Genomic DNA, 26,415 nt, shown 5'->3' on the forward strand with positions numbered 1-26,415 from the left:
CGGGAACGCCGCCGCCAGCACGCCGGTTCGGCGAACAGTCCGCGTCCCGCGTACGCGAGGGCGGACCGCCGAGGCGGCGCACCGGTGATGTCGCTACCGCCGCGCACTGCCTCCCATCCGGACTTTCACCGTCGGTCCAGGAATTTCACCTGGTCAACCGGCCGCTGGCGGCGGACGGGTCGCGGACTGTAACCGCCGGTTCGGATTTTCACCGACCCCGGAGTGCGCTGACGTCACTGGTACGGGCCCAGTGTGCCATGGCCATCAGCCCAGGTGGGAGGCAACCCCCATGTGGCCTCCCTCACCCACCCGCCCCCGAAGGAGACCCCGCCCCGGTCCAGGCCGGATCCCCCACCCCGGTCCAGGCCGGATCCCCCACCCCGGTCCAGGTCGGATCCCTCACCCCGGTCCGGAGCGGTTTCCCCACCCGGGCCCGGGAGCAGATTCCCCACCCCGCCCCTTCCCGAACCGGGGGCCCAGCCCCCGGCCCCCGGCGGCCCCGGGGCCGCGTCCGCAGATCCACTTTCGCAACAGCCCCCCGGCCCGGGCCCGGGAGTGGCCTCCGCCCCGCGGGGCCCGGCCGAGGCCCCGGTACCCAACAGGCGGTGGGGGCCGGGACAGCTCGCCTTGCTACTGCTCCAGCGACGCGACAGCGCCGGACAGCGCTACGCGACCGGGCCCAGGCTCATAGGCCCCCAGCCCCGGTGAACGCCCACCTCCCGCCACCCGCCGCCTACGGGGCGCCGCGGTCCCCGGCGGAGCTCCACGTCATGAAGGCCGCTCTCGAGCGGGGCTCGGGGGCCTGCCCCCGATTCGGGAAGGGGCGGGGCGGGGAGAAAGACGCTCCCGCCACCGGCAGGCCGGGGACCGCCGCAACCACCAACCGCAGGCCCGCCCCGGCCCCCTACCACCCGCACGGCACCCGGACCCCGGCCACGCGCCGCGGCACGAGGACCGCTCCCGGGCGGGGCCCGGGGCCCCGCCCCCGGTTCGGAAAGGGGCGGGGAGGGGAGAAATGCCCGTTAGCCCTGGGCGATGCTGTCCAGTTGTTCCACCGCCGGCCGCAGGGCCCACAGGTCGCCACCGGGCGGGGGCTGGAGCTTGGGCAGCGCCGCGCGAGCCTTACGGTCACCCGCGTCGGCCGCCGCGTGGACGATGTCGCTCGCCGCGTAGGCGCGGAAGTCGAGCTCCGGGTACGGCCAGGGCGCGGCGCCGGTGGCCGCCGGGAGCAGGACGTCCACCGCCTTGAAGAGGTTCGCGCCACCGGGCCCGGTGTAGTGCCACAGGTCCACCCCGACGTGCTTCCCGATGGCGGCCATCCGGGCGTACGCGACCAGGTTGAAGGTCGAGTAGTGGAAGCTCCGGGTCCGCTCCAGCTCCTGCGGCTGTGTGCCGTCGGCCGCGATCTGCGTGTCGATGCGCTTGGTGCGGGCGTCGCGGAGCACCTGGCGGGCGCGGTCCCGGTCCCCCACGGCGGTGGCGATGGCGGCGACCTGCATGTCGTAGAAGGTGCCGTGGTTGTTCTCGGCGGCGCCCTCCTCCTTGCCGAAGTCGCTGTTCACCAGCCAGTCCAGGAACTGCTCGTTCCAGGTGCGGAAGCCCGCGTGATCGCTCTTGGACCAGCCGGGGGCGCCGGTGTCCAGGAGCGCGGCGGCGTCGAGGAGGCTGGTGAAGCCCTGGGAGAAGTCGATGATCCCGATCGAGCGGCCGTCGTACTTGCAGGGGATGAACTGCGCGTGGTTCAGGTTCGGGTTCATCCGGGTCGCCGGGGTGACGAACCAGGTGCGCAGGATGTCCGCGGCATGCTCGGCGTAGGCCCGCTTACCGGTGTAGTACCAGGCCAGCGAGAGCTCGTAGGCGGACTCGAAGACCTTCCCCACTTCGGGACGGTCCGTCATCTTGTCCACGTCGGGGTTCCGTTGGCCATCCTTCTGAACGTAGGGGCAGCCGTACGGATTGTCCTCGGTCTTGGGCCGGCTGGGCCACCAGTAGGGGGCCTGGCTGAAGTAGTCGTGTTTGTCGCCGCTGGGCGGCACCTGGTCCTTGTCGGTGACCGTCCAGGGACCCTGCTTCATCCACTGGTCGGCCTGGGTGGTCAGATCGCGTACGGTCCGCCGCAGATTCCGGTCTCCGAGCTGCAGTTTCAGCTTGGTGAGGGACAGTCGGGGCCCGTCGAGCACCACCGTACGGGGCACCGGGCCGGAATGCCGGACGCGCTCGGCGCCCTGCGCGGAGGGGGCTGCGGGGATCGCCAGGACGGCCAGGAGGGCGGAGGCGGCGACGATCGCCCGGGCGATCCGCCCGCGTCCCGCTGGAGGTGCACCCATTGAGCACTCCAATCAGATAGCTGAACGCTATTCAGAATTGAGATCGGGCTCAGGGTAAGGCGGCTCCATGGGCACGACAAGAGATCGCACAGGAATGCCCTCACCCCACGGACGCGGCGGCCCGAAGGGCTACGGAGCGCCGAACAGCTCGTTCTGCGTCGCGTCCAGCGCCGTCAGCACGGCACCCCGCAACACCCCGCCGCCGCCCACCATCCCCGCGCGCACCCGCGTCCGCAGCGGCGACAGCCGGGCCACATGCTCCTCCACCCGCCGGGCGAGCCCCTCGCCCCCGGCGCGGCCGACCTCACCGCCGAGCACCGCGCACCCCGGGTCGAGCACCGCGCAGATCGCGGCGACACCCAGCGCGATACGGGCCGCCAGCGCGTCCAGGAACGTCTCGCCCCGCTCCCCCGCCTCCAGGGCCACGCGGATCACCGCCTCCGCCGCGCCGGAGCCCTCCGCTCCCTTCCCGCACGCGCCACCCGCCACGGCCTCCAGACCGTGTTCCTCGGCGAGTTCACAGACCGCGGCGCTGCACACCAGGGAGTGGAACCCGCCGTCGCAGCCGGTGGCGGAGGGCAGCCCCGCGGTGCCCGGCACCGGCAGGAAGCCGATCTCCCCGGTACCGCCGGACGCACCGCGCCGCAACACCCGGTCGAGCACCACCGCCGCGCCGATGCCGTGACCGAGCCACAGCAGTACGAAGGTGTCGCGGTCGCGCACCGCGCCCAGCCGCTGTTCGGCGACGGCCGCGAGATTGACCTCGTTCTCCAGCAGCACCGGCGCCGCGAGCCCCCCGTGCAACGCGGTGGCCAGCTCGCGGTGCCAGGAGGGCAGCCCACCCAGCGAGTTGAGCTCCCCGGTGGCGGGGTCGATGAGACCGGGCATCCCGATGCCGATGTGGTGCAGCCGCGCCGCCCCCGCCCGCCCGGCGGCCCGCTCCACCAGGGCCACCACGGCCGCCACCGTGCTCGCCGGATCGACGTCCGGGGCCACCGGAAGCGACTCCTCGGCCACGGTCCGGCCCAGCAGATCGGCCACGCAGACGGCGACGGCATCCGTACGGACGTCGACCCCGGCCACATGCGCGCTGTCGGCGACGATCCCGTACACCCGGGCGTTGGGCCCCCGGCGCTCCGCCCCCGACTCCCCCACGACCGCCACAAGACCGGTCTGCCGCAGCCGCTCGACCAGGTCCGCGATGGTGGGACGGGACAGCCCGGTCAGCGACTTGAGCTCCCCCGCGGTCAACGGCCCCTTGTCCTTGAGCAGGTGCAGGGCGAGGCGGTCGTTGATGGCCCGCGCCGTACTCGGAGAGGCGGTGCGGCCCGCCACGGACACGCTCGTCGAGGTCATGCCGGGATCCTTCCAGAAGGCCGTGGGAAAAGTTCTATCTATCAGGGAGCCTTCCTGATAGTTTCCGGTGGGCCAGGGCACAGGCCGGGCGCAAGCACGAGCACGGGCACAAGCACGGGTACGGGTACGGGTACGGGTACGGGTACGGGCACGGGTCGGCGCTACGGGGAGGGTGCGACAAGTATGGGCAGGCTCAAGGAGTCCGGGGCGTCCGAGATGCGCCCGGTACGGCGGGCGCGGATCGCCGTGGCGGCGGTGTTCGCCGTGCACGGCGCGGTGACCGGCAACTTCGCCACCCGCATCCCCTGGATCCAGGAGCGGCTGGACCTGAGTGCGGGTCAACTCGGCCTCGCGCTCGCCTTCCCCGCCATCGGGGCCTCGATCGCGATGCCCCTGGCCGGGCGGATCACCCATCGCTTCGGCGCCCGCGCGGCACTGCGCGGACTGCTCGCCCTGTGGACCGCCTGGCTGGTGATGCCCCCGCTCGCGCCCGGGCTGGTCTGGCTGTGCGGTGCGCTGCTCATCTTCGGCGCGACCGCCGGGATGTCCGACGTCGCGATGAACGCCCTCGGCGTGGAGATCGAGAACCGCCTCGGCCGTTCGATCATGTCCGGGCTGCACGGCATGTGGAGCGTCGGCGCGCTCACCGGCTCGGCGGCGGGCACGGTGGCCGCGCACGCCGAGGCCGACGCCCGGCTCCATCTCGCCATCGCCGCCGGGGTCCTCACGGTGCTCGGCGCGGTGGCCTGCCACTGGGTCCTGGACCTGCGCAGCGCCCCCGAGGAGCACCCGCCGCCCCGCTTCGCCCTGCCGCCCCGCTCCGCGCTGATCATCGGCGCGGTCGGATTCTGCGCGGTCTTCGCGGAGGGGGCGAGCCTGGACTGGTCGGCGGTCTATCTGCGGGACGTCCTGGATTCCTCCCCCGGTGTCGCCGCCGCCTGCACCACCGCCTTCTCCTGCACGATGGCCGGCGCCCGGCTCGTCGGGGACGCGGTGGTGGGCCGCTTCGGGCCGGTGCGGACCGTACGCACGGGCGGCGTCCTCGCCACCGCCGGGGGCGTCCTCGTGGTCACCGCCTCCGGGCCCGCTCTCGCCATCACCGGATTCGGCCTGATCGGCCTGGGCATCGCGATCGTGGTGCCGCTGGCCTTCGCCGCCGCCGGGCGCAGCGGCCCGGCCCCGAGCCAGGCCATCGCGGGCGTCGCCACGATCACCTACACCTCGGGGCTGATCGCTCCGGCGGCGATGGGCTCGATCGCGGATCTGACCTCGCTGACGATCTCGTTCTGCCTGGTCACGACGTTGGCGCTGGGGCTGGTGGCGGGGGCCGGGGTGCTGCGGACCCCGGCGGGGACGGACGCCACGGGTTCCGCCCCGCACCCCGACCCGTCGACGTCCCGGGCCACGCTCTCCTGAGGAGGCGGGGCCGCCGGGGCGGGGCGCCGGCTCCGACACCGCCATCGTCCGGCTTCGACACCGCCATCGTTCGGCGAGCGCCGAAAGGATCCGGCCGTACGGTCGGTGATATGAGCGACACGAGCGATGGCCCGGCCCCCGACCGCCACACCGCCTTCCGCCGGCTTCACCACGGCGACCGGCCCCTGCTGCTGCCCAACGCGTGGGACCACGCCTCCGCCGCCGCCCTCGTCCGGCGCGGCTTCCCCGCCATCGGCACCACCAGCCTCGGCGTGGCCGCGGCGGCCGGGCTGCCCGACGCGACCGGCGCCGCCCGCGACGGAACCCTCGGCCTCGCCCGGGGCATCGCCCGGCTCCCGGCCCTGGTGACCGTCGACATCGAGGGCGGGTTCGGCGAACGGCCCGAGGAGGTCGCCGCGGTCGCGGCCGAGCTGGACCGGGCCGGGGTGGTCGGCGTGAACATCGAGGACGGACGCCCCGACGGCACCCTCGCGCCGCTGGCCCGGCAGTGCGCGGTGATCGAGGCCATCAAGGAGCGGGTGCCGCGGCTGTTCGTGAACGCCCGGACCGACACCCACTGGCTCGCCGCGATCGGCGGCGGCACCCCGCCCTCACCGGCCACCACCGCCGAGCGCATCGAGGCGTATGTGCGGGCGGGCGCGGACGGGATCTTCGTGCCCGCGCTCACCGATGAGCAGGACATCGGCGCGCTGGCCGGGGACCTCGGCGAGACCCCGCTGAACATCCTCTTCACGCCCGGCCGCCACACCTATGAGCGGCTGGCGGAGCTCGGGGTGCGGCGGATCAGCTGCGGTTCGCTGCTCTTCCGGGCCGCCCTGGACCATGCCGTCGAGCTGGCCTGGTCGATCGGCCACCCCGACGCCCCCGCCCAAGCCGATCAGGCTGCCGACCTGCCCAGCTACGCCGAGGCGCGGTCACTGGCCGATGACTTCACGGGAGCCGATCCCACATAGCTGCAAGAGGCATATTTTCGGCCAACTAACATTGCTGCGAATCCCCCGCAGCGATGAAGTGGAGCAGTCATGGGCCTCGGCGTGGGCTGGACCCTGCACGGCGATGGGCGCACCCCCGCCCCCGGTGCCGTCGTCAAGCCGGATGAGCGGCTGTCGTGGCCGAGGACGGTGGGGCTCGGCGCGCAGCACGTCGTGGCCATGTTCGGGGCCAGCTTCGTCGCCCCGGTGCTGATGGGGCTCGACCCCAACCTCGCGATCATGATGTCCGGGGTCGCGACCGTCCTCTTCCTGCTCGCGACCCGCGGCCGGATCCCCAGCTATCTGGGGTGCAGCCTGTCCTTCGTCGGCGTGGCCGCCGCCATCAGGGCGCAGGGCGGCGGCAGCGCCGCCGTCACCGGGGCGATCCTGGTGGTCGGCGGTGTGCTGCTGCTGAGCGGTCTGGCGGTACGGACGTTCGGCGCCCGGATCATCCACGCGGCGATGCCGCCGGTGGTGACCGGCGCGGTGGTCATGCTGATCGGGTTCAACCTCGCCCCGGTGACCGCCGGTACGTACTGGCCCGCCGATCAGTGGACCGCGCTGCTGACGATGCTGCTCACCGGGGCGGCGGTGGTCTGTCTGCGGGGCTTCTGGTCGCGTGTCGCGATCTTCCTGGGGTTGGTCTTCGGCTATGCGGTCTCCTGGGTCTTCGACCGCGTCTTCGGCAAGATCCACTCCATCGACGGCAGCGGACGGGTCACCGACCACTGGCGGCTGGACCTCTCCGGGGTGGCCAAGGCGGACTGGATCGGTCTGCCGTCCCTGCACGGGCCCACCTTCCACTGGTCGGCGGTGCTGGTGGCGCTGCCGGTGGTGATCGCGCTGATCGCCGAGAACGCCGGGCATGTGAAGGCGGTCGGCGAGATGATCGGCGATCCGCTCGACGACCAGTTGGGCACGGCGATCGCCGCGGACGGCGCGGCGACCATGATCTCCACTTCGGTCGGCGGCCCGGCCAATACGACGTACTCCGAGAACATCGGGGTCATGGCGGCCACCCGGGTGTACTCCACCGCCGCGTACTGGGCCGCCGCGGGCTTCGCGCTGCTCTTCGGGCTGTGCCCGAAGTTCGGCGCGGTGGTGGCGGCGGTGCCGGGCGGGGTGCTGGGCGGGATCACCGTCATCCTCTACGGCATGATCGGGCTGCTCGGTGCGCAGATCTGGGTGCACAACAAGGTGGACCTGCGCAATCCGCTCAATCTGGTGCCGGTCGCGGCGGGCGTCATCATCGGCGTCGGCGGTGTCAGCCTGAAGATCGGCCACAACTTCGAGCTGGGTGGGATCGCGCTGGGCACGATCGTGGTGCTGCTCGGCTACCACGTGCTGCGCGCCCTGGCCCCGGCACACCTGAAGCGGCAGGAGCCCCTGCTGGACGCGGGCACCAGCGGATACGACAACGAGCGGCCGGCGCAGCCCTGAAGCCGGCGCAGCCCTAAAGCGCCTCTCGCGGGGCGAGGTCCTGCAGGCCCACCACCCGCAGCAGCTCCAGCCGCTCGGCGGACTCGCTGCCCGGACGGGCGGTGTGGACGATCAGCCGCTGGGCGTGTTCCGAGCTCAGCAGGACCTCGCAGTCCAGCTCCATCGTCCCCACCACCGGGTGGGTGAACCGCTTGACCGTGGAGTGCCGTACGGCCACCTCATGGGCCTCCCACAGCGCCGCGAACTCCGCGCTCACCGAGAGCAGTTCGGCCACGAGCCCCGCCGGGCCGGGATCGTCGGGGCGGGCGGCGAACACGGCCCGGAGGGTGGCCACATGCAGCCGGGCGTGCTCTTTGATCTCCTCGCTCGGGAAGATCCCGGGGGTGTCGGCGTCGTCGCGCCGGGTGAAGAAGCTCCGGACGATGTTGCGGTCGCCGGGCGGCCGCGCCATGATGTCGCCGACCAGCGCCGCCGCCATCGCGTTCTGCGCCAGTACCTCGCCCCAGTCGGTGATCACCTGGGCCGGGGTGTCGTACAGCCGGTCCAGCACCCTGAGCAGACCGGGCCGCACATGCTCCGAGGTGCTGCGGTCGCGCGGCGGCTCCTCCCCCACCAGATGGAAGAGGTAGTCCCGTTCGTCGTCGGTGAGCCGCAGCGCCCGGGCCAGCGCGGTCAGCATCTGGCGGGACGGGCGCGGGCCGCGGGCCTGCTCCAGCCGGGTGTAGTAGTCCGGGGACATGCCCGCGAGCTGGGCCACCTCCTCCCGGCGCAGCCCGGGCGTACGGCGCCGGGAGCCGGGCGTCAGCCCCACGTCGGCGGGACCGAGGCGGGCGCGGCAGCGGCGCAGGAAGTCGGCGAGTTCCGTTCGATGCACGCTCCCATCGTCGCCGCGCCCGCGTCCCGTATCCAGGGTCTGCGGATCCCTGGATGAGGAGGTCTCTCCCGGCCCCGCCCCGCCCGCCGCAGGCTGAGGCCGAGCGACGAGACGAAAGGCGGATGCTCATGCCCTTGATTCTGGTGACGGGTGCGACCGGTCAGGTGGGACGGCGGTTCACCAAGCGGCTGCTGGAGCGGCCCGCGGCCGGTACCGAGGTGCGGGTGCTGGTGCGCGACGAGGAGCGCGGCGCGCCCTTCGCGGCCCAGGGCGCGCGGCTCATGGTCGGCGATCTGCGCGAGGAGAAGGACCTGCGGAGGGCCATGGAGGGGGTGCACGCGGTGGTCAACATCGCGGCGGCCTTCCGCGGGGTGCCGGACGAGGAGGCGTGGGCGGTCAACCGGGACGCGGCGGTCGCGCTCGGGCGGGCCGCGGTCGAGGCCGGGACGAGCCGGTTCCTCCAGGTCAGCACCAATCTGGCGTACGGCGTCCCGCGCGGGCGGCCGCTGACGGAGGACGACGAGAGCAGGCCCGGCGGTCTGCTGTGGGGCGCGTACCCGGCCTCCAAGGCCGAGGCGGAGCGGGAGCTGCTGGCGCTCCACCGCGAGCACGGCCTCGATCTGCGGATCGGCAGCCTGGCCTTCGTCTACGGGGACGGCGATCCGCATCTGACGAACGTCCTGCCGCACGCGGCGGCATGGGCCGGGAACCAGCGGCTCGCCATGGTCCACCACGCGGACGCGACGCAGGCGCTGCTGCGGCTGCTGCGCGCCCCGGGCGGCACGGCCGGCGGCTCGGTGTCGGGCCGCAAGTACAACATCGTGGACGACGCCCCGGCGACCACGGTCGAGCTCTACCAGATCAGCGGAGTACCGCTGCCCGAGGGCATGACCGAGCGGACCGACGAGGACCCCTGGTTCGGGATCACCTCCAACCTCCGGCTGCGCGACGAGCTGGGCTGGCGGCCGCTGTATCCGTCGATGTGGACGGCGCGCGACGCGGGTGTGCTGTGATACGGCGGTTGACGGGGCGTTAGACCGTCCAGGGGAAGCGGCGGCGTACGGCGGGACCGCGCCCGTCCGGCCTGCCACCCTGGCGTCCATGACGATGCCCATGCCCACGCCCGCGCGGCTCACCCCGCGCACCGTGAGAAGCGTCGTGGCGCGCATGAGCGCGCTCGGCGCGGCGCTGCCGCCCGGGGACGGGGTGGCGGTCTTCAACGGGGTGTATCTGTCGGTCACCGAGGAGGTCGGCCGACGGCTCGCGGACGGGTACTTCCACGACCCGTCCGCCACCGAGGAGCTGGACGTGCGGTTCGCCGAGCGCTATCTGGCGGCGGTCGACGCGGTGGCCACGGGCGGGCGGCCGCCCGCCTGCTGGCGGCCGCTGTTCCAGCTGCGGTGCCACCCCGGGGTCCGCCCGGTGCAGTTCGCGCTGGCCGGGATCAACGCCCATATCGGCCATGACCTGGCGCTCGCGCTGCTGGACACCTGCCGCGCCCGGGACCTCGAACCGGACGCCCTGGAGGGCGACTTCGACCGGATCGGCGCGCTGCTCACGGGGATGGAGGAGCGGATCCGGGAGGAGCTGATGCCCGGCCCCGACCTGCTGGACGTGGCCGATCCGCTCACCCATCTCGTGGGCTCCTGGAGCCTGGAGAAGGCGCGGGACGCCGCATGGGCGGCGTTCCGCGCGCTGTGGGGGCTGCGCGCGGTGCCGGAGTTGGCGGAGGAGTTCGCGGAGCGCGTCGACGCCACCGTGGGTCTGGTCGGGCGCTGTCTGCTCACCCCTCTGCCGTCCGCGTGCTGAGCGGCCCCCCGGGCCGGGTGCCGAGCGGCCCCGGGCCGGCTCAGTCCTCGGGGAGCTCGACGGGCGCGATCTCGTCGTACAGATCGCCCGGCCCGGGGTTCTTCGGGTCGGTGCCGCCGCCGAACTGGTGCATGACGCCCCACACCGCGTTGAGCGCGGTCTGGACGGCGCCCTCGGCCCAGCCCGCCGTCCAGGAGATGTCGTCGCCCGCGAGGAAGACGCCGCGCTTGTCGGCGGGCAGCCGGTCCTGCATGAAGTGGGTGAACAGCCGGCGCTGGTAGCGGTAGTGGCCGGGCAGATTGGCCTTGAACGCGCCCATGAAGTACGGCTCGTTCTCCCAGGACACGGTGACCGGGCTGCCGATGATGTGCTTGCGGATGTCGACGCGTGGATAGATCTCCGACAGCGACTTCAGCATGACCTCCATCCGCTCGTTCGCCGACAGCGGCAGCCACTTGAGGCTGTCGTCGCACCAGGTGTAGGAGAGGCAGATGACGGCGGGCCGGTCCGGGCCGTTGTCCAGCAGATAGGTGCCGCGGGTCATCCGGTCGGTGAGCGTCATGCTCATCGTGTCCCGGCCGGTGACCTCGTCCTTGTCCAGCCAGAACGGCCGGTCCACCGGCACGAAGAGCTTGCTGGACTCCATGTAGTGGGTGCGCTCGATCGCCGTCCAGTGGTCGATCGGGAAGAGCGAGTCATCGCAGTCGATCTGGGAGAGCAGCATCCAGGACTGCGCGGTGAAGACCACCGCGCGGTACGAGCGGATGTCACCGCCCGCGTCCGTCACCACGACGCGGTCGCCCGCGGCCCGGTGCAGCCGGGTCACGGCCGGGCGGGGCGCACCCTCGTGCAGCGAGGCCAGCGAGGTGCCCTGGGGCCAGTGGACGATCTTCTCGGGCTCGCGCTCCCACAGCCGCAGGGGGAGCTGCTGGCTGCCGCCGACGATGCCGCGGTGGTGGTCGTCGGCCTCGGTGTAGACGACGCGCAGGATCTCCAGGATGGAGTTGGGGAAGTCGGTGTCCCAGCCGCCGGTGCCGAAGCCGACCTGGCCGAAGATCTCCCGGTGGCGGAAGGAGGTGAAGGCCGAGGAGTCGCAGAGGAAGCCGTAGAAGGTCTGGTTGTCCAGCTTCTCGACCAGCCGCGACCAGATCTCCCGGATCCGGGGCACGTCCCGCTCGCGGATGGCGCGGTTCATGTCGGAGAAGTCCGCGCCCTCCTCCAGGCAGGCGTTCCAGGCGTCGGCCACCTCGCGGTAGACCGGCGGCAGGTCGTCGATGGTGCGGGCGTAGTGGGACTCGCCCTTGAGGTCGACCACGGTCGAGGGGGTCTCGGGGGCCAGCGGGTTGGGGAACGGCCGGGTCTCCAGGCCCACCAGGTCGATGTAGTGCTGGAGGGCGGTGGAGGACGGCGGGAAGCGCATCGCGCCCATCTCGGCGGTCAGCGCGTCGTCACAGCCGTCGAAGCCGACGGTGCGCAGCCGTCCGCCGATCCGGTCGGCCTCGTAGACCACGGGCCGCAGGCCCATCTTCATCAGCTCGTACGCGGCGACGACACCGGAGAGACCGCCGCCGACGACCGCGACCTCGGCGCCGTGCTCGGTCGCCGGTATCTGGCCCAGGCCCGCGGGGTGGGCGAGGTAGTCGTCGTAGGCGTAGGGGAAGTCCGGGCCGAACATGGTGATGGGCGGAAGGGCCTCTTGGGCCCGCGTTTCCTGCTCGTCATGGACGGCGGTGGGCACCGTGGACGTCATGGGGTACGGACTCCTTGCTGCTTGGTGCTCAAAAGGGTGGTTCGGGTGCGGCAGGGGCCGGACGGATCAGCCGAGGGAGGTGTAGAGACCGGGGCGGCGGTCGCGCAGATACGGGTTGATCCGGCGCGAGGTCGTCAGCAGTTTGGGGTCGACGTCGCCGAGGAGGAGCTCCTCGCCGCGGCCGGCGCGCAGACAGGTGGCGCCGTCGGGCCCGGCCAGACAGCTCAGCCCGACGAAGTCGAACTCGCCCTCGCGGCCGCTGCGGTTGACGTACGCGATGTACATCTGGCTCTCGAAGGCCCGCACCGGAATCAGGGATTCGGCGACGAACTCGAAGGGGTGCATCTGCGCGGTGGGCACCACCAGCAGATCGGTCCCGGCCAGGGCGTGGGCCCGTACGTTCTCGGGGAACTCCACGTCGTAGCAGACCAGGATGCCGACGGTCAGCTCGCCGATGGTGGCCTGGACGACGGGGGTCTCCCCGGGGGTGAACGACTCCCGCTCGAAGCAGCCGTAGAGATGGGTCTTGCGGTAGTTGGCCAGCTCGGTGCCGTCCGCGCCCACCAGCCGCGCGGAGTTGTGGACCGCGCCCGCGTGGCGCTCGGGGTAGCCGTAGAGGATGGCGAGGCCGTGCGTCGCGGCGATCTCGGCCACGGCCCGGCCGCTCGGCCCGTCGGCGGGCTCGGCCAGCTCCCGCACGCCGCCGCCGATGGCGTAGCCCGTGAGGAACATCTCCGCGGTGACCAGCAGCCCGGCGCCGTCGGCGGCCGCGCGGGCGGCGGCCTCGTCGAGGACCTTGAGGTTACCGGCGGGGTCGCCGGGGTGACCGGAGTTCTGGAGCAGAGCGGTGCGCAACGGCGGCATGGGCAGACCTTGAGGCGAGGAGTACGGGCATAAAAACAGTACGTTGCCTCCGGATCGCCCAACAAGACGACTTCATTGCGTCCGGTGTCGATTCATGACGTATGGGGATCCGTGCACGGCGATTTGTTGCAGGCGCCCCGAAGGGGCGCGGGGAACTGCGCGCCCAGCCACAACGGAGCCGCAGCCGACCGACAGCAGGACATGGCAGACGCCCCGAACCGCGCACCCAGCGGAGCGCCTACGTAGGGGCGCCCGAACTAAACCTCCGCAGCAGGGGCGACAGCACCAGCACGGACTTGGTGCGCTCCACGAACGGCTCCCCCGCGATCCGCTCCAGCACCCGCTCGAAGTGGCGCATGTCGGCGGCGAAGACCTGGACGACGGCGTCCGCGTCACCGGTGACGGTGGACGCGGACACCACCTCGGGGTAGCGCGACAGGCCCCGGCGGATGTCCTCCGGCGAGGTGTTGTGGCGGCAGAAGAGCTCGATGAAGCCCTCGGTCTCCCAGCCCAGCGCCACCGGGTCGACCCGCACCGTGAAGCCGGTGATGGCTCCCTCCGCGCGCAGCCGGTCCACCCGTCGTTTGACGGCGGGCGCGGACAGCCCGACGATTTCGCCGATGTCGGCGTAGGAGCGGCGGGCGTCCTCGGCGAGGGCGTGGACGATGCGTTCGTCGAGATCGTTCAGTCGCACTGGGGGGCAATCACTTCTCTGCTGTGGCCAGTCGGGATCGGCGCATGCCGTATCCGAAGTACAGCACAAGGCCGACGGCCATCCACACGCCGAAGACCACCCAGGTCACGAACTGCAGGCTGCCCATCATCCACAGACACAGCGCGAAGCCGATCACCGGGAAGAGCGGGGACAGCGGCACCCGGAAGGTCCGGGGCATCTCGGGCCGGGTCCGGCGCAGCACGATCACGGCGATGTTGACCAGAGCGAAGGCGAAGAGCGTGCCGATGCTGGTGGCGTCGGCGAGCTGGCCGAGCGGGATCGCGGCGGCGAGGACACCGCAGAAGAGCGAGACGATGACGGTGTTGGCGCGGGGTACCCCGGTCCTGGCATGGACCGTGGAGAAGACCTTGGGCACCAGCCCGTCCCGGGACATCGCGAAGAGGATGCGGGTCTGCCCGTAGAGCACGGTCAGCACCACGGAGGCGATCGCGACGACCGCCCCGGCCGCCAGCAGCACGGCCCAGAAGTTCTGTCCGGTGACATTCTTCATGATCGAGGCGAGCGCGGCCTCGGAGCCGGAGAACTTCTTCCACGGCAGCGCGCCCACCGCCACGGCGGCCACCAGGCAGTACAGCGCGGTGACGATGATCAGCGAGAGCATGATCGCGCGGGGCAGGTCGCGCTGGGGATTCTTGGCCTCCTCACCGGCCGTGGAGGCGGCGTCGAAGCCGATGTAGGAGAAGAAGAGGGTGGCGCCGGCGGCGCTGACGCCCGCCATGCCCAACGGCATGAACGGGGTGTAGTTGCCGGCCCGGATGCCGGTGAAGGCGACGGCGCAGAAGAGGATCAGCGCCGCGATCTTCACCCCGACCATGATGGCGTTGGCGCGGGCGCTCTCCTTGGCGCCGCCCAGCAGGAACGCCATGGCCAGCAGCACCACGAGCAGCGCGGGCAGATTGAAGATCCCGCCGTCCCCGGGCGGGGCGGCCAGGGCGTCGGGGATGGTGATCCCGAGGGTGCCGTCGAGCAGTTCGTTGAGGTACTCGCCCCAGCCGACGGCGACAGCCGCCACCGAGACGCCGTACTCCAGGATCAGACACCAGCCGCAGACCCAGGCGATCAGCTCGCCCATCGTGGCGTAGGCGTATGAGTAGGAGGAGCCGGAGACCGGGATGGTGCCCGCCAGCTCGGCGTACGACAGCGCGGAGAACAGCGCGGTGAGCCCGGCTATGACGAAGGACACGATGACCGCGGGGCCCGCGTCCGGCACCGCCTCGCCGAGCACCACGAAGATGCCGGTGCCCAGGGTGGCGCCGATGCTGATCATGGTGAGCTGCCATACGCCCATCGAGCGCCGGAGGCTTCCGCCCTCGCCCTGGCCGCCCTCGGCGACCAGCCGCTCCACCGGCTTGCGCCGCATCAGCCGGGCGCCCAGCCCGCCGACCGGAGGGTCTGGTTCCGGTTGCTGGGTGGCGGGCGGTGCTGCGCCGTGCTCCAACACTTGGGTGGCTCCTTAATCGCTGCCATCAGGTGGTGGCGACCGACTGCGGACATACGGGTACCCGGGAGGGAGACCCGCAGGTGGGAATCGCCGAGCAGCCGGTCTCCGCCACTCCACGTCAGCGCAAGACCCTATGAGCCGTCCGCCGACGGCCGTAATGGACCATGGTTGCGCATACGTGTCGCAACGTTGCGCGCGGGGGCGCCCGACGGTGAATCGTTGCGAAACACTGAGCTCGTCAGCGCGCGTTTCACCCGAATGCCGCGATACTGCACCATTTTAGCGGTCGTTGGTGGGGACGTGACCACTGACAGTCTGCAACCACCCGATCACTCCCGCCTCGGTGCCGAGCCGGTGTTCCGGCCTCGTGACCAGGGGGGTGACAGCGAGCGCCACCCGCTCGAATACTGCGCGAGAGTGTGGGAGGACTTCATCCGGACGCTGGGCCGGATCGAGGCGGACTTCCTCCAGCGCTCCGGTACCACGGAACCGGGCGTCAAGGCATGACGTACACCGAGCCGAGGCCGGGCGGCTACGGGCCCCCTCCCACCGGCCACCGGCCCGCCCCCGCGCCCCCTCCCGGGGAGCGGTTCGAGGCGGCCGCCGATTATGAGATGAATCCTTTCCCCCTGCCCGACCCGGAGACCATCGAGGGCCGCTGGGACCTGGAGGGGGACCTGGCCCGGCTGCTCCAGACGTCCTCCGCCGAGGAGGCGGTGCACACCACCGGCCCCATCGGACCACCGGTCACCCCCCTGCGAGCCCCCTCCCCCGCGCATGTGCGGGGGCGCGGCAAGCGCCGCCGGGTCCGCTTCCGGCTGCCGACGATGCCGTGGCTGCATGTGATCAGCCTGATCTTCGCGGCGGTCACCACGGTCATCGTCGCCATGCTGAGCGTGCTCGGCGGAATGATCTCCTACCGCCCGCTGCGCTATCTGGCCTCTCCGAGCACCTCGGAGTCCATGGCGGCGTGGTGGCCCCTGCTGGTCTACGGACCCTGGCTGGTCGCCTCGCTGTCGGTGCTGCGGGCCGCCCTGCACCGGCGGGGCGCGGCGCACTCATGGGCCGTGGTGGTGCTCTTCTCCACCATCGCGGTGTTCCTGTGCGTGGCCCACGCCCCGAGGAACGCGCCCAGCATGGCCGTGGCCGGTCTTCCCCCGGTCGCCGCGCTGGTCTCGTTCCACCAGTTGGTACGGCAGATCACGCTCACCAGCCCGCCACGCCACGCGCTGCCCCGGACCCGGGGCGAGCAGCGTGGAATGGCGAGATGAGACACCGTCGCACCACAGCGCCACAGCCCCACTCACCCGAGCCGAGTGGGGCTGTGGTGCCGCGTGGGACCCGACGTCGGCCGAACCCCTGAACCGTCAGTCCCAGGAGGCGTGGAGGGGCTGGCCCTCCGCGTAGCCCGCGGCGCTCTGGACGCCGACGACGGCCCGCTCGTGGAACTCCTCCAGCGACCCCGCGCCCGCGTAGGTGCAGGAGCTGCGCACCCCCGCGACGATCGAGTCGATCAGGTCCTCGACGCCCGGCCGGGCCGGGTCCAGGAACATCCGCGAGGTGGAGATGCCCTCCTCGAACAGCCCCTTGCGGGCCCGCTCGTACGCCGACTCCTCGCTGGTGCGGTTGCGCACCGCGCGCGCCGACGCCATGCCGAAACTCTCCTTGTAGGGACGGCCGTCGGCGGTGTGCTGGAGGTCGCCGGGCGACTCGTACGTGCCCGCGAACCAGGAGCCGATCATGACGTTGGACGCCCCGGCGGCCAGCGCCATGGCGACGTCGCGGGGGTGCCGGACACCGCCGTCCGCCCAGATGTGCTTGCCGAACTTCCGCGCCTCGGCGGCGCATTCCATGACCGCGGAGAACTGCGGCCGGCCCACGCCGGTCATCATGCGGGTGGTGCACATGGCGCCCGGCCCGACGCCGACCTTGACGATGTCGGCACCGGCCTCGATGAGATCGCGCACCCCCTCGGCGGCGACCACGTTGCCCGCCACCACCGGCACCCGCGGGCCCAGCCCCCGGACCGCCTTGAGCGCGCTGATCATCGACTCCTGGTGGCCGTGGGCGGTGTCCACGACGAGGGTGTCCACCCCGGCGTCGAGGAGCGCCTGCGTACGGCCCTCCACATCGCCGTTGACCCCGACGGCCGCCGCGATCCGCAGCCGGCCCGCCGCGTCCACCGCGGGCGTGTAGAGCGTCGCGCGCAGCGCTCCCTTGCGGGTCAGGATGCCCGCCAGCTTCCCGTCCGCGTCCACGGCGGGCGCCAGCTTGCGGTGGGCCGCGTCGAGGCGGCTGAACGCCTCCTGGGGGTCGATGTCGGCGTCGAGCACCATCAGCTCCCGCGACATCACCTCGGACAGTTGGGTGAACCGGTCCACCCCGGTCAGGTCGGACTCGGTCACCACGCCCACCGGGCGCCCGTCCTCGACCACCACGCCCGCGCCGTGTGCCCGCTTGGGCAGCAGTGACAGTGCGTCGGCGACGGTGCCGGTCGGGGCGAGGACGATCGGGGTGTCCAGCACCAGATGGCGGCTCTTGACCCAGCGGACCACGTCGGTGACGACGTCGATCGGGATGTCCTGCGGGATGACGACGAGGCCACCGCGCCGGGCGACCGTCTCGGCCATGCGGCGGCCGGCGATCGCGGTCATGTTGGCGACGACGAGCGGGATGGTGGTGCCGCTGCCGTCGGGGGACGAGAGGTCCACCCCCTGGCGGGAGCCGACCGCGGAGCGGCTCGGCACCATGAACACATCGTCGTACGTCAGGTCGTACGGCGGCTTCTGATCGTTGAGGAAACGCACGTACTTCATTGTCACATGCGCGTACGGGAACGAACGTCGGACCGCATCAAGGCCCGTCCGGCGGCTCCGACCAGGGCGGATGCGGCCGCCCCGGGCCGGAGCCGGTCCGGGGGCGCGTCCCGGGGGCTTCCGGGGGCCCCTGAGGACCTGCTGAGCGCCCCGAGGGGCTTACGGCCCGTCCGGGTCGGCGCGGTCGAGGGCGGGGTGGGCGGCGGGGGTGGTCTCGGCCAGCAGGTAGTCCGCGGCGGCGGTGTCCGTCACCAGGCTGGTGACCAGGCCGGACCTCAGCACCGCCCCGATCGCCTCGGCCTTGCGGCGGCCACCGGCGATGGCCACCACCTCGGGGATCCGGCGCAGCCGGTCGGCCTCCACGGTGATACAGCGCTCGCCCAGGTCGCGGCCGATGCGGCGGCCCTCGGCGTCGAAGAGGTGGGCCGACATCTCGGCGGCGGCGCCCAGGCTCTCGTAGTGGGCCCGCTCCTCCTCCGTCAGCATGTCGTAGACCGTGGAGATCCCGGCCTCCCAGGAGCCGATGGAGACGCAGGCCACGGTGACCTTGTCGAAGTACTCGAAGGCGCGGGCGATACCGGTCTGGCCGCGCAGGGCGTCCGCGGTGGCCGTGTCCGGCAGCAGCATCGGCGCGTAGATGGGATGCGCCTCACCGCCGGAGACGGCGGCGGCGCGGCGCACCGCCTCGACCGAGCCGCGCTCGGCCGTGCCCGCGTCGTACACGCCCGTGAGCTGGACGACGGTGCACGGGGGCAGCCGGTGCAGCGCGGCCGCCATGTGGATCGTGGACCGTCCCCAGGCCAGCCCCAGCACATCCCCCTCGGTCACCAGCTCGCCCAGCAGGTCCGCGGCGACCTCGCCGAGGTTCTCCGGGTCCGGGGTGTCCGCCTCGGCGTCGGCCGGGGACTCCACGACGACCGCGTGGCGCAGCCCGTAGCGGGCGCGCAGCGCGTCGGAGCGCTCCGCGTCGAGCTCGGCGGGAACCCGGATTTCGATGCGCACCAGATCGCGCTCGAGCGCCGTCTCCAGCACCCGCGCGACCTTGAAGCGGCTGACGCCGAACTCCTCGGCGATCTGGATCTTGGACTTGCCCTCGAGGTAGAAGCGGCGCGCCATGGCGGCCGCCTGCACCAGTTCGGCGGGTCCCATCCGCGTGGCTGAACGGCCCGTCGACACCGCGGTCTCCTCACTATTCACTGTCCGGACTCACCGTTCATCCTGTCAGAAACGGCGGAGTTGGTTTGGCCTTCACCCTTGAGTTCATCGACCGGTGGCTACGTCGCCTCATGAACCGGGGGTGCCGGTCGCCTTTTCGGCGAGGTGGCGCAGCTCCCGTACGGTCTTGGCGGGGTCGTCGGCGCCGTAGACGGCCGAGCCCGCGACGAATACATCGGCGCCCGCCTCGGCGCACCGCTCGATGGTCTCGGCCGAGACCCCGCCGTCCACCTGCAACCACATCTGAAGGCCGTGCTTGTCGATGAGCTGCCGGGTGCGGCGGATCTTCGGCAGCATGATGTCGAGGAACGCCTGGCCGCCGAAGCCGGGCTCCACGGTCATCACCAGCAGCATGTCCAGCTCGGGCAGCAGGTCCTCGTACGGCTCGATGGGCGTGGCGGGCTTGAGCGCCATCGAGGCCCGCGCGCCCTTGGCCCGGATCTCGCGCGCCAGCCGCACCGGCGCGGCCGCGGCCTCCACGTGGAAGGTGACGGAGCCGGCGCCCGCCTCGATGTACTGCGGCGCCCAGCGGTCCGGGTCCTCGATCATGAGATGGCAGTCCAGCGGGGTCTCGGTGGCCTTGCCCAGCGATTCGACCACCGGCACGCCGAGGGTGAGGTTGGGGACGAAGTGGTTGTCCATGACGTCGACGTGGAGCCAGTCGGCGCCTTCGACCGCCTTCGCCTCATCCGCCAGGCGGGAGAAGTCTGCGGACAGGATGCTGGGATTGATCTGCGGGGCCATGGCTCCAAGCCTCCCACGATCGGCGCCCGTCCATGGAGCCGGGATCTGATCATCAGTCCCGCTCGGATCGACGGACGCCGAGGGAGACGAGATCATGAAGGTGGTCGAGCAACCCCTGGCCGTCGCGCCAGGTCATGTGAGTCGAGAGCGCAGAAGTGGCTCTTGTGACGTAAGTGGCTCGTGTGACAAGCGACAAGGCAAGGGAAACAGGCAACCCACTATGACGAGCGATCGAATACCCCCGCACCCGCGCACCGCGGTGTGCGCGGCGCTCACGGCGGCCCTCATCGCGGCGCCGGTCGCCGGGGCCGGGCCCGCCTCCGCGGCGGCCACGGCACCGCGGCCGGTCTGCGTCTCGCACCAGTCCGGGCTGGCCGGAACGATGTCCAAGGACATCGTCGGCGCGCTGCGCGGCCGGTCCGGAACCGTCGCGATCAGCCTCCGCGATCACGCCACCCACACCCGCTGCACCCTGCGCGCGAACCAGAGGTTCGACTCCGCGAGCGTGGTGAAGGTGACGGTCCTGGGGACGCTGCTGTGGGACGCGCAGCGGCACCACCGGGGGCTGACCAAGCGCGAGAAGACCCTCGCCAAGGCCATGATCACCAAGTCGGACAACGCATCGACCAGCAAGCTGTGGAAGCGGCTCAAGCCGTCCGGGGTCAAGGCGTTCCTGCGGGCGGCCGGAATGGACGCCACCGTGCCCGGCAAGGACGGCTACTGGGGTCTCACCCGGATCACGGCGAACGACCAGGAGCGGCTCCTGGACCTGATCACGCACGCGAACACGGTGCTGACCGACGCGTCCCGCGCCTACGTCCTCACGCTGATGGGCAAGGTCATCCCCGAGCAGCGCTGGGGCACCCCGGCCGGCGCCCCGGGCGGTACGAAGATCCATGTGAAGAACGGCTGGCTGGAGCGGTCCTCGCACGGCTGGCGGGTGCACAGCATCGGCGCCTTCACCGGCGGCGGCCACGACTACACCCTCACCGTGCTCACCCAGGGCAACCGCACCATGGAGGCGGGCGTGGCCACCATCGAGGCGGTGGCGCGCGCGGTGCACAAGGACCTCAACCCCACCGCCCACGCCGATACGCTCTACGCCCCGACCGACCGGCCCGAGGAAGCGCTTCCGGCGGTTCCGGAGGACTGACCCCGCAACGGACAGCCCCGGAAACGGCCCGGAAATGAGCGCGGTCAGCCGGTGCGGCGCAGCAGGGCCAGATACATGGCGTCCGTGCCGTGCCGGTGCGGCCACAACTGGACGTCGGGGCCGTCGCCCAGCTCGGGCACCCCGGGCAGCAGCGGCCGGGCGTCGATCCACTCCGCGGAGACGGCCTCGCCGCCCCGCCCCTTGAGGACGTCCTCGACCACGGCCCGGGTCTCGGCCGGATGCGGGGAGCAGGTGGCGTAGCCGACCACCCCGCCGATGCGCGCCGCGGCCAGCGCCTCCCGCAGCAGCCCGCGCTGGAGCGGGGCGAAGCCCTCGAGGTCCTCGGGGCGGCGCCGCCAGCGCGCCTCGGGGCGGCGGCGCAGGGCGCCGAGGCCGGTGCAGGGGACGTCCACCAGCACCCGGTCGAAGGACGCCGGGCGCCACGGCGGCCGGGTGCCGTCCGCGGCGATCACCTGGTACGGCCCGGGGTTGCCCGCCAGGGCCCTGGCCACCAGCCGGGCCCGGTGCGGCTGCTTCTCGGCGGCCAGCAGCGAGGCGCCGCGCTCCGCGGCGAGCGCGCCGAGCAGCGCGGCCTTGCCTCCGGGGCCCGCGCAGCCGTCCAGCCAGCGCCGGTCGTCCCCCTCCAGCGGGGCGTTCGCCAGCGCGAGGGCCACCAACTGGCTGCCCTCGTCCTGCACTCCGGCCCGCCCGTCGCGCACCGCCTCCAGCGCCCCGGGCTCGCCGCCCTCGGTGAGCCGCACCGCGTACGGCGACCAGCGGCCCGGCTCCGCGGCCTGCTCGCCGACCGCGTCCAGCAGCTCCGCGGGGGTGGACCGGCCGGGCCGGGCGACGAGGGTGACCTCGGGCCGTTCGTTGTCGGCGGCCAGCAGTTGCTCCATACCGGCGCTGCCGCCGCCGAGCGCGTCCCACAGGGCGGAGACGACCCAGCGCGGATGGGAGTGGCGGACGCCCAGATGCTCCTCGGGGTCCTCGTCGTACGGCGGGGCGACCCGCTCCAGCCAGCCGTCGAGATCATGGCCGGCGATCTTGCGCAGCACGGCGTTGACGAACTTGGCCCGGCCGTCGCCGAGCACCACCCGGGCCAGCTCCACGCTCGCCGAGACGGCGGCGTGCGTGGGGATGCGGGTCCCGAGCAACTGGTGGGCGCCGAGGCTCAGTACATCGAGCACGGGCGGATCCACCTCGCGCAGCGGGCGGTCCACGCATGCGGCGATGATCGCGTCGTAGGTGCCCTGGTGGCGCAGGGTGCCGTAGACCAGCTCGGTGGCGAGCGCCGCGTCCCGGGAGTCGAACCGCGGCCCGCTGCCGGCCTCCGCGCTCTCCCGCGCCTTGCGCAGCAGGGGCGGGAGAACGAGGTTGGCGTACGCGTCCCGTTCGTCGACCGCCCGCAGCGCCTCGAAGGCGAGGATCCGCACGGGGTCCTTCTGCGGGCGGCGGTAGGGCTTGCCAGGCCGGTTCGGGGCGTGGGGACGGCGACGACGGGGCTGGTCGGTCACGGGAAATGTGCTCCGGGGGACGGATCGGGCTGAAGGAACCAGCCTACGTCGCCGGGGCGTCGGCGGTCGTGGGGCCGCCGTCCAGGGCCGTTCCGTCCACGATGGTTCCGCCCACGGTCGTGCCGTCCACGACGGTCCCGTCCACGGTCGTTCCGTCCAGGGCCGTGGGGGCGACGGCCGCGCCGGACACGCTCGCTCCGTCCACGGCGAACCCGTCGCCCACCGCCGTCGGCTGCTCGAACTGGGTGCGGTACAGCTCCTCGTAGCGGCCTCCGGCGGCCAGCAGCGCGGTGTGCGTACCGCGCTCCACGATCCGTCCGTCCTCCACGACCAGAATGAGATCCGCGGCCCGGACCGTGGACAGCCGGTGGGCGATCACCACCGCGGTGCGCCCGTCCAGCGCCTCGCCGAGCGCCTCCTGCACATCCGCCTCAGAGGTGGAGTCCAGATGCGCGGTGGCCTCGTCGAGGATCACCACGCGGGGCCGGGCCAGCAGCAGCCGGGCGATGGTCAGCCGCTGGCGCTCACCACCGGAGAGCCGGTAGCCGCGCTCGCCGACGACGGTGCCGAGGCCGTCCGGCAGGGCCGCGATCAGCCCCTCGAGACGCGCCCGGCGCAGCACCTCCCACAGCTCCTCGTCGGTGGCCTCCGGCCGGGCCAGCAGCAGATTGGCGCGGATCGAGTCGTGGAAGAGATGGCCGTCCTGCGTGACCATGCCGAGGGTGCCGCGGATCGATTCGGCGGTCAGGTCGCGGACGTCCACCCCGGCGAGCCGTACGGCGCCGTGGTCGGCGTCGTAGAGCCTCGGCAGCAGCTGTGCGATGGTCGACTTGCCGGCGCCGGAGGAGCCCACCAGCGCGACCATCTGGCCCGGTTCGGCGCGGAAGGACACCTGGTGCAGGACCGGGACGCCACCGCGGGTGTCCAGGGTGGCGACCTCCTCCAGGGAGGCGAGGGAGACCTTGTCCGCGGCCGGGTAGCCGAAGTCCACGCGGTCGAACTCGACGGACACGGGCCCCTCCGGGACCTCCCGGGCGTCCGGCTTCTCCTTGATCAGCGGCTCGAGGTCGAGCACCTCGAAGACCCGCTCGAAGCTGACGAGCGCGCTCATCACCTCGACCCGCGCCCCGGCCAGCGCGGTCAGCGGCGCGTACAGCCGGGTGAGGAGCAGGGCGAGGGCGACGACGGCGCCGGGGTCGAGCCGCCCGTGCAGCGCGAACCAGCCGCCGAGGCCGTAGACCAGGGCGAGGGCCAGGGCGGAGACCAGGGTCAGGGCGGTCACGAAGGAGACCTGCACCATCGCGGTCCGCACCCCGATGTCCCGCACCCGCCGGGTCCGCGCGGCGAACTCGGCGGACTCGTCGGCGGGCCGCCCGAAGAGCTTGACCAGGGTCGCCCCGGGCGCGGAGAAGCGCTCGGTCATCTGCGTGCTCATCGCGGCGTTGTGCGCGGCCGCCTCGCGCCGCAGCTTCGCCAGCCGTCCGCCCACCCGGCGCGCGGGCAGCAGGAAGACGGGCAGGAGCAGCAGCGTCAGCAGGGTGATCTGCCAGGAGATCCCGATCATGACGACGAAGGTGAGCAGCAGCGTCACCACATTGCCGACCACCCCGGAGAGGGTGTCGCTGAACGCCCGCTGTGCGCCGATGACGTCGTTGTTGAGCCTGCTGACCAGCGCACCGGTGCGGGTCCGGGTGAAGAACGCCACCGGCATCCGCTGGACGTGGTCGAAGACGGCGGTGCGCAGATCGAGGATCAGCCCCTCGCCGATGTTCGCCGACAGCCAGCGGGTCACCAGCCCGAGCGCCGCCTCCGCCACGGCGATCGCGGCGATGAGCCCGGCCAGCCAGAGCACCGTGCCCTGTCCCGAACGGTGGACGATCGCGTCCACCACCCGGCCGGCCAGCAGCGGCGTCGCCACCGCGAGCACCGCCGTGACCGTGCTCAGCACCAGGAACAGCAGCAACTGGCGGCGATGCGGACGGGCGAAGGCACCGATGCGGCGCAGCGTCTCGCGGGAGAAGGGCCGCCGGTCGTCTTGAGCATTGGCCGCCTGGTACAGGGAGTGCCAGGCGGTCGATTGCATGTCCATCACGCACCTCCGAGGTCTCGTGAGGAACGTAAGACTTCAACCGAGGTTGAAGTCAATGTCCGCCTCCTCGGCGCGTCCACAGCGCGTGTGGCGCGGCGGCCCGCTCAGGCCCCGAGCCGCTCGCCCTCCGCGATCCGCACCCCACGCGCCCAGTCCGCCGCGAGCATCGGCTTCTTGCCCTGCGGCCGCACCCAGGTCAGCTCGACGGCATGGCTGCCGGTGCCCACGTACACGGCCTTCTTGGTGGCGGCCAGCAGACCGGGCTCCAGTTCCGTACGGTCCGCCACCGGCCGCGCCGAGACGACCTTCAGCCGCTCCCCCCGGAAGGTGGTCCACGCGCCCGGGGCGGGGGTGCACGCCCGCACCAGCCGGTCGACGCGCAGCGCGGGCGCCGTCCAGTCGATCTCCGCGTCCTCGACGGTGATCTTCGGGGCGAGCGAGATGCCCTCGGCCGACTGCGGCACCGGGCGCAGGGTGCCGTTCTCGATGCCGTCCATCGTCGCCTCGAGCAGCCCCGCACCGGCGAACGCGAGCCGGGTCAGCAGATCGCCGCTGGTGTCAGTGGCCCGCACCTGCTCCGTCACCACCCCGAACACCGGCCCGGAGTCCAGCCCTTCCTCGATCTGGAAGGTCGAGGCGCCGGTCATCTCGTCGCCCGCCAGCAGGGAGTGCTGCACGGGGGCCGCGCCCCGCCAGGCCGGGAGCAGCGAGAAGTGCAGATTGACCCAGCCGTGTGCGGGGATCTCCAGCGCGGCCTTGGGCAGCAGCGCGCCGTAGGCCACCACCGGGCAGCAGTCCGGCGCGATCTCGGTGAGCCGGGCCAGGAACTCCGGATCGCGCGGCTTGGCGGGCCTGAGCACCTCGATACCCGCCTCCTCGGCCCGCTCGGCGACCGGGCTGGCCACCAGCCGGCGGCCGCGCCCGGCGGGCGCGTCGGGACGGGTCACCACGGCCACCACCTCGTGCTTCTCGGACGCGATCAGCGCGTCCAGAGCGGGCAGGGCGACCTCGGGGGTACCGGCGAAGACGAGCCTCATGGGTGGCGAACTACCTCTCACACAGCGGATACGGCGGGAACGTCGCAAACAGCGTCTGAAGTCTATGGTCCGCCGTCCGAGGGGGCGTACGAGCGGACTGCCGCACGCCCCGGACCGTGACCGACGGGCGGGTGCCGCGTTGGTCAAGGCAGATTGACCGCATCGGGCCGCTGTCGCGGCCCGATCCATTTCCCGCCGTCCGTCCGACTCCCCCGATCCAGCCCCAGCCCCTCCTCCCCAACTCCCCATATCCCATTCCCTTATCCCTTCATCCCCCGTCAACGCCGGTTCGAGAGGCTTGTTCATGGCCGACCACGCAACTCATGACGCCCAGGCACGGGCCAGCCTGCACCTCCTGGTCCGGGACATCGAGCGGGTCCGCCGCCAGGTGGACGCGCTGCGCACGCTCACCGCCCAGCTCGGCAACGTCTACCGCCCCCGTCGCACCGGCCCGTCCGCCGGTTTCGTGGTCTACGGACGCGCCCCGGCCCCCACCGTGCGGCTCGCCCAGGAACTGCGGGACAGCGTCGAGACGCTGGTCACGGCCGCGGTCGACTTCGACCGCTCGCTCGGCTTCTCCTGGGACGCGGTGGGCTCCGCGCTCGGCGTCACCAAGCAGGCGGTGCACCGCCGTTACGGCGCCCGCCGGGCCGCCGCGCAGAACGCGACCGAGGGCGGCGAACCGTCCACGGCCCGCCCGGCCGAGCCCGCCCCCCTGCCCTCGGTGCCCGCCGCCCGCACGGTCCCCCCGCAGTCGACCCCGTCCCTCCGCGAGGACCCCCGCCCCAGCGCTTTCCCGAGTCCCCGGCCGTCCCTCTAGAGGCTCGGTTCTCCCCCAG

Annotated in this window: 22 protein-coding genes and 1 riboswitch; of the genes, 9 read left to right on the forward strand and 13 right to left on the reverse strand. The window is 72.5% G+C overall.

Features of this window, described 5'->3' with window-relative positions:
- Positions 1-99: 99 nt before the first annotated feature.
- A riboswitch (FMN riboswitch) is annotated at positions 100-230 on the reverse strand.
- A 792-nt stretch (positions 231-1,022) separates the two neighbouring features.
- The gene (locus ACZ6TD_RS10370) at positions 1,023-2,327 is read right to left on the reverse strand and encodes an alginate lyase family protein (protein WP_471352833.1); all 1,305 of its coding nucleotides are present in this window, start codon (positions 2,325-2,327) and stop codon (positions 1,023-1,025) included.
- Between the two features lie 129 nt (positions 2,328-2,456).
- Positions 2,457-3,683, reverse strand: a complete 1,227-nt coding sequence (locus tag ACZ6TD_RS10375; protein ID WP_471352835.1) for an ROK family transcriptional regulator — start codon at positions 3,681-3,683, stop codon at positions 2,457-2,459.
- Positions 3,684-3,866: 183 nt separating this feature from the next.
- On the opposite strand from ACZ6TD_RS10375, the gene ACZ6TD_RS10380 reads away from it, so the two are divergent.
- The 3 genes from ACZ6TD_RS10380 (at position 3,867) to ACZ6TD_RS10390 (ending at position 7,531) form a co-directional block, all read left to right on the forward strand.
- Positions 3,867-5,099 (forward strand): MFS transporter, encoded by a 1,233-nt coding sequence (locus ACZ6TD_RS10380; protein WP_471352837.1) that lies wholly within the window; start codon positions 3,867-3,869, stop codon positions 5,097-5,099.
- A gap of 110 nt (positions 5,100-5,209) precedes the next feature.
- On the forward strand, positions 5,210-6,073 hold the full coding sequence (locus ACZ6TD_RS10385) for an isocitrate lyase/PEP mutase family protein (protein ID WP_471352839.1): 864 nt from the start codon (positions 5,210-5,212) through the stop codon (positions 6,071-6,073).
- Positions 6,074-6,142: 69 nt separating this feature from the next.
- Positions 6,143-7,531, forward strand: coding sequence for a uracil-xanthine permease family protein (locus ACZ6TD_RS10390; RefSeq protein WP_471352841.1), 1,389 nt, complete (start codon positions 6,143-6,145; stop codon positions 7,529-7,531).
- Positions 7,532-7,544: 13 nt separating this feature from the next.
- Here ACZ6TD_RS10390 and ACZ6TD_RS10395 read toward each other — a convergent pair whose 3' ends face one another.
- Positions 7,545-8,405, reverse strand: a complete 861-nt coding sequence (locus ACZ6TD_RS10395) for a helix-turn-helix transcriptional regulator (RefSeq protein WP_471352843.1) — start codon at positions 8,403-8,405, stop codon at positions 7,545-7,547.
- Between the two features lie 128 nt (positions 8,406-8,533).
- Between ACZ6TD_RS10395 and ACZ6TD_RS10400 the strand changes: the two genes are divergently transcribed.
- Together ACZ6TD_RS10400 and ACZ6TD_RS10405 are read left to right on the forward strand one after the other, a co-directional pair.
- On the forward strand, positions 8,534-9,418 hold the full coding sequence (locus tag ACZ6TD_RS10400; protein WP_471352845.1) for an NAD-dependent epimerase/dehydratase family protein: 885 nt from the start codon (positions 8,534-8,536) through the stop codon (positions 9,416-9,418).
- Positions 9,419-9,512: 94 nt separating this feature from the next.
- Positions 9,513-10,214, forward strand: a complete 702-nt coding sequence (locus tag ACZ6TD_RS10405) for a DUF5995 family protein (protein WP_471357610.1) — start codon at positions 9,513-9,515, stop codon at positions 10,212-10,214.
- Between the two features lie 40 nt (positions 10,215-10,254).
- Here ACZ6TD_RS10405 and ACZ6TD_RS10410 read toward each other — a convergent pair whose 3' ends face one another.
- The 4 genes from ACZ6TD_RS10410 to ACZ6TD_RS10425 all read right to left on the reverse strand — a co-directional run bounded on the left by ACZ6TD_RS10410 (position 10,255) and on the right by ACZ6TD_RS10425 (position 15,005).
- Positions 10,255-11,964 carry a flavin monoamine oxidase family protein gene (locus ACZ6TD_RS10410; RefSeq protein WP_471352847.1) on the reverse strand — a complete coding sequence of 570 codons (1,710 nt, stop codon included), beginning with the start codon at positions 11,962-11,964 and terminating at the stop codon, positions 10,255-10,257.
- A 66-nt stretch (positions 11,965-12,030) separates the two neighbouring features.
- Positions 12,031-12,828 carry a carbon-nitrogen hydrolase family protein gene (locus ACZ6TD_RS10415; protein WP_471352849.1) on the reverse strand — a complete coding sequence of 266 codons (798 nt, stop codon included), beginning with the start codon at positions 12,826-12,828 and terminating at the stop codon, positions 12,031-12,033.
- 238 nt (positions 12,829-13,066) lie between these two features.
- Positions 13,067-13,522, reverse strand: a complete 456-nt coding sequence (locus tag ACZ6TD_RS10420; RefSeq protein ID WP_086882116.1) for an Lrp/AsnC family transcriptional regulator — start codon at positions 13,520-13,522, stop codon at positions 13,067-13,069.
- A gap of 10 nt (positions 13,523-13,532) precedes the next feature.
- The gene (locus tag ACZ6TD_RS10425; protein WP_471352851.1) at positions 13,533-15,005 is read right to left on the reverse strand and encodes an amino acid permease; all 1,473 of its coding nucleotides are present in this window, start codon (positions 15,003-15,005) and stop codon (positions 13,533-13,535) included.
- A gap of 300 nt (positions 15,006-15,305) precedes the next feature.
- Here ACZ6TD_RS10425 and ACZ6TD_RS10430 point away from each other — a divergent pair, with 300 nt between their 5' ends.
- Positions 15,306-15,512 carry a hypothetical protein gene (locus ACZ6TD_RS10430; protein ID WP_471352853.1) on the forward strand — a complete coding sequence of 69 codons (207 nt, stop codon included), beginning with the start codon at positions 15,306-15,308 and terminating at the stop codon, positions 15,510-15,512.
- The gene (locus ACZ6TD_RS10435) at positions 15,509-16,276 is read left to right on the forward strand and encodes a DUF2637 domain-containing protein (protein ID WP_471352855.1); all 768 of its coding nucleotides are present in this window, start codon (positions 15,509-15,511) and stop codon (positions 16,274-16,276) included. Before ACZ6TD_RS10430 ends, ACZ6TD_RS10435 begins: the two co-directional genes overlap by 4 nt.
- Positions 16,277-16,372: 96 nt before the next feature.
- On the opposite strand, the gene ACZ6TD_RS10440 is transcribed toward ACZ6TD_RS10435, so the two are convergent.
- The 3 genes from ACZ6TD_RS10440 to rpe all read right to left on the reverse strand — a co-directional run bounded on the left by ACZ6TD_RS10440 (position 16,373) and on the right by rpe (position 19,780).
- Positions 16,373-17,812, reverse strand: coding sequence for a GuaB1 family IMP dehydrogenase-related protein (locus ACZ6TD_RS10440; RefSeq protein WP_471352857.1), 1,440 nt, complete (start codon positions 17,810-17,812; stop codon positions 16,373-16,375).
- Between the two features lie 168 nt (positions 17,813-17,980).
- Positions 17,981-18,970: a sugar-binding transcriptional regulator gene (locus tag ACZ6TD_RS10445; RefSeq protein ID WP_191066348.1), complete on the reverse strand. Its 990-nt coding sequence runs from the start codon at positions 18,968-18,970 to the stop codon at positions 17,981-17,983.
- 135 nt (positions 18,971-19,105) lie between these two features.
- A complete protein-coding gene (rpe, locus tag ACZ6TD_RS10450; RefSeq protein ID WP_471352859.1) occupies positions 19,106-19,780 on the reverse strand; it encodes a ribulose-phosphate 3-epimerase in 675 nt (224 codons plus the stop codon).
- Between the two features lie 220 nt (positions 19,781-20,000).
- Here rpe and ACZ6TD_RS10455 point away from each other — a divergent pair, with 220 nt between their 5' ends.
- Positions 20,001-20,933, forward strand: coding sequence for a serine hydrolase (locus ACZ6TD_RS10455; protein ID WP_471352860.1), 933 nt, complete (start codon positions 20,001-20,003; stop codon positions 20,931-20,933).
- Between the two features lie 44 nt (positions 20,934-20,977).
- On the opposite strand, the gene ACZ6TD_RS10460 is transcribed toward ACZ6TD_RS10455, so the two are convergent.
- The 3 genes from ACZ6TD_RS10460 to fmt all read right to left on the reverse strand — a co-directional run bounded on the left by ACZ6TD_RS10460 (position 20,978) and on the right by fmt (position 25,576).
- On the reverse strand, positions 20,978-22,450 hold the full coding sequence (locus tag ACZ6TD_RS10460) for an RsmB/NOP family class I SAM-dependent RNA methyltransferase (RefSeq protein ID WP_471352862.1): 1,473 nt from the start codon (positions 22,448-22,450) through the stop codon (positions 20,978-20,980).
- Between the two features lie 43 nt (positions 22,451-22,493).
- Positions 22,494-24,539 (reverse strand): ABC transporter ATP-binding protein, encoded by a 2,046-nt coding sequence (locus tag ACZ6TD_RS10465; RefSeq protein ID WP_471352864.1) that lies wholly within the window; start codon positions 24,537-24,539, stop codon positions 22,494-22,496.
- 104 nt (positions 24,540-24,643) lie between these two features.
- Positions 24,644-25,576, reverse strand: coding sequence for a methionyl-tRNA formyltransferase (gene fmt, locus ACZ6TD_RS10470; RefSeq protein ID WP_471352866.1), 933 nt, complete (start codon positions 25,574-25,576; stop codon positions 24,644-24,646).
- Positions 25,577-25,880: 304 nt separating this feature from the next.
- On the opposite strand from fmt, the gene ACZ6TD_RS10475 reads away from it, so the two are divergent.
- Entirely contained in the window at positions 25,881-26,396 is a 516-nt protein-coding gene (locus ACZ6TD_RS10475) for a hypothetical protein (protein WP_471352868.1), read from the forward strand.
- Positions 26,397-26,415: the final 19 nt, after the last annotated feature.

It is taken from the genome of Streptomyces yongxingensis (genome assembly GCF_055597465.1).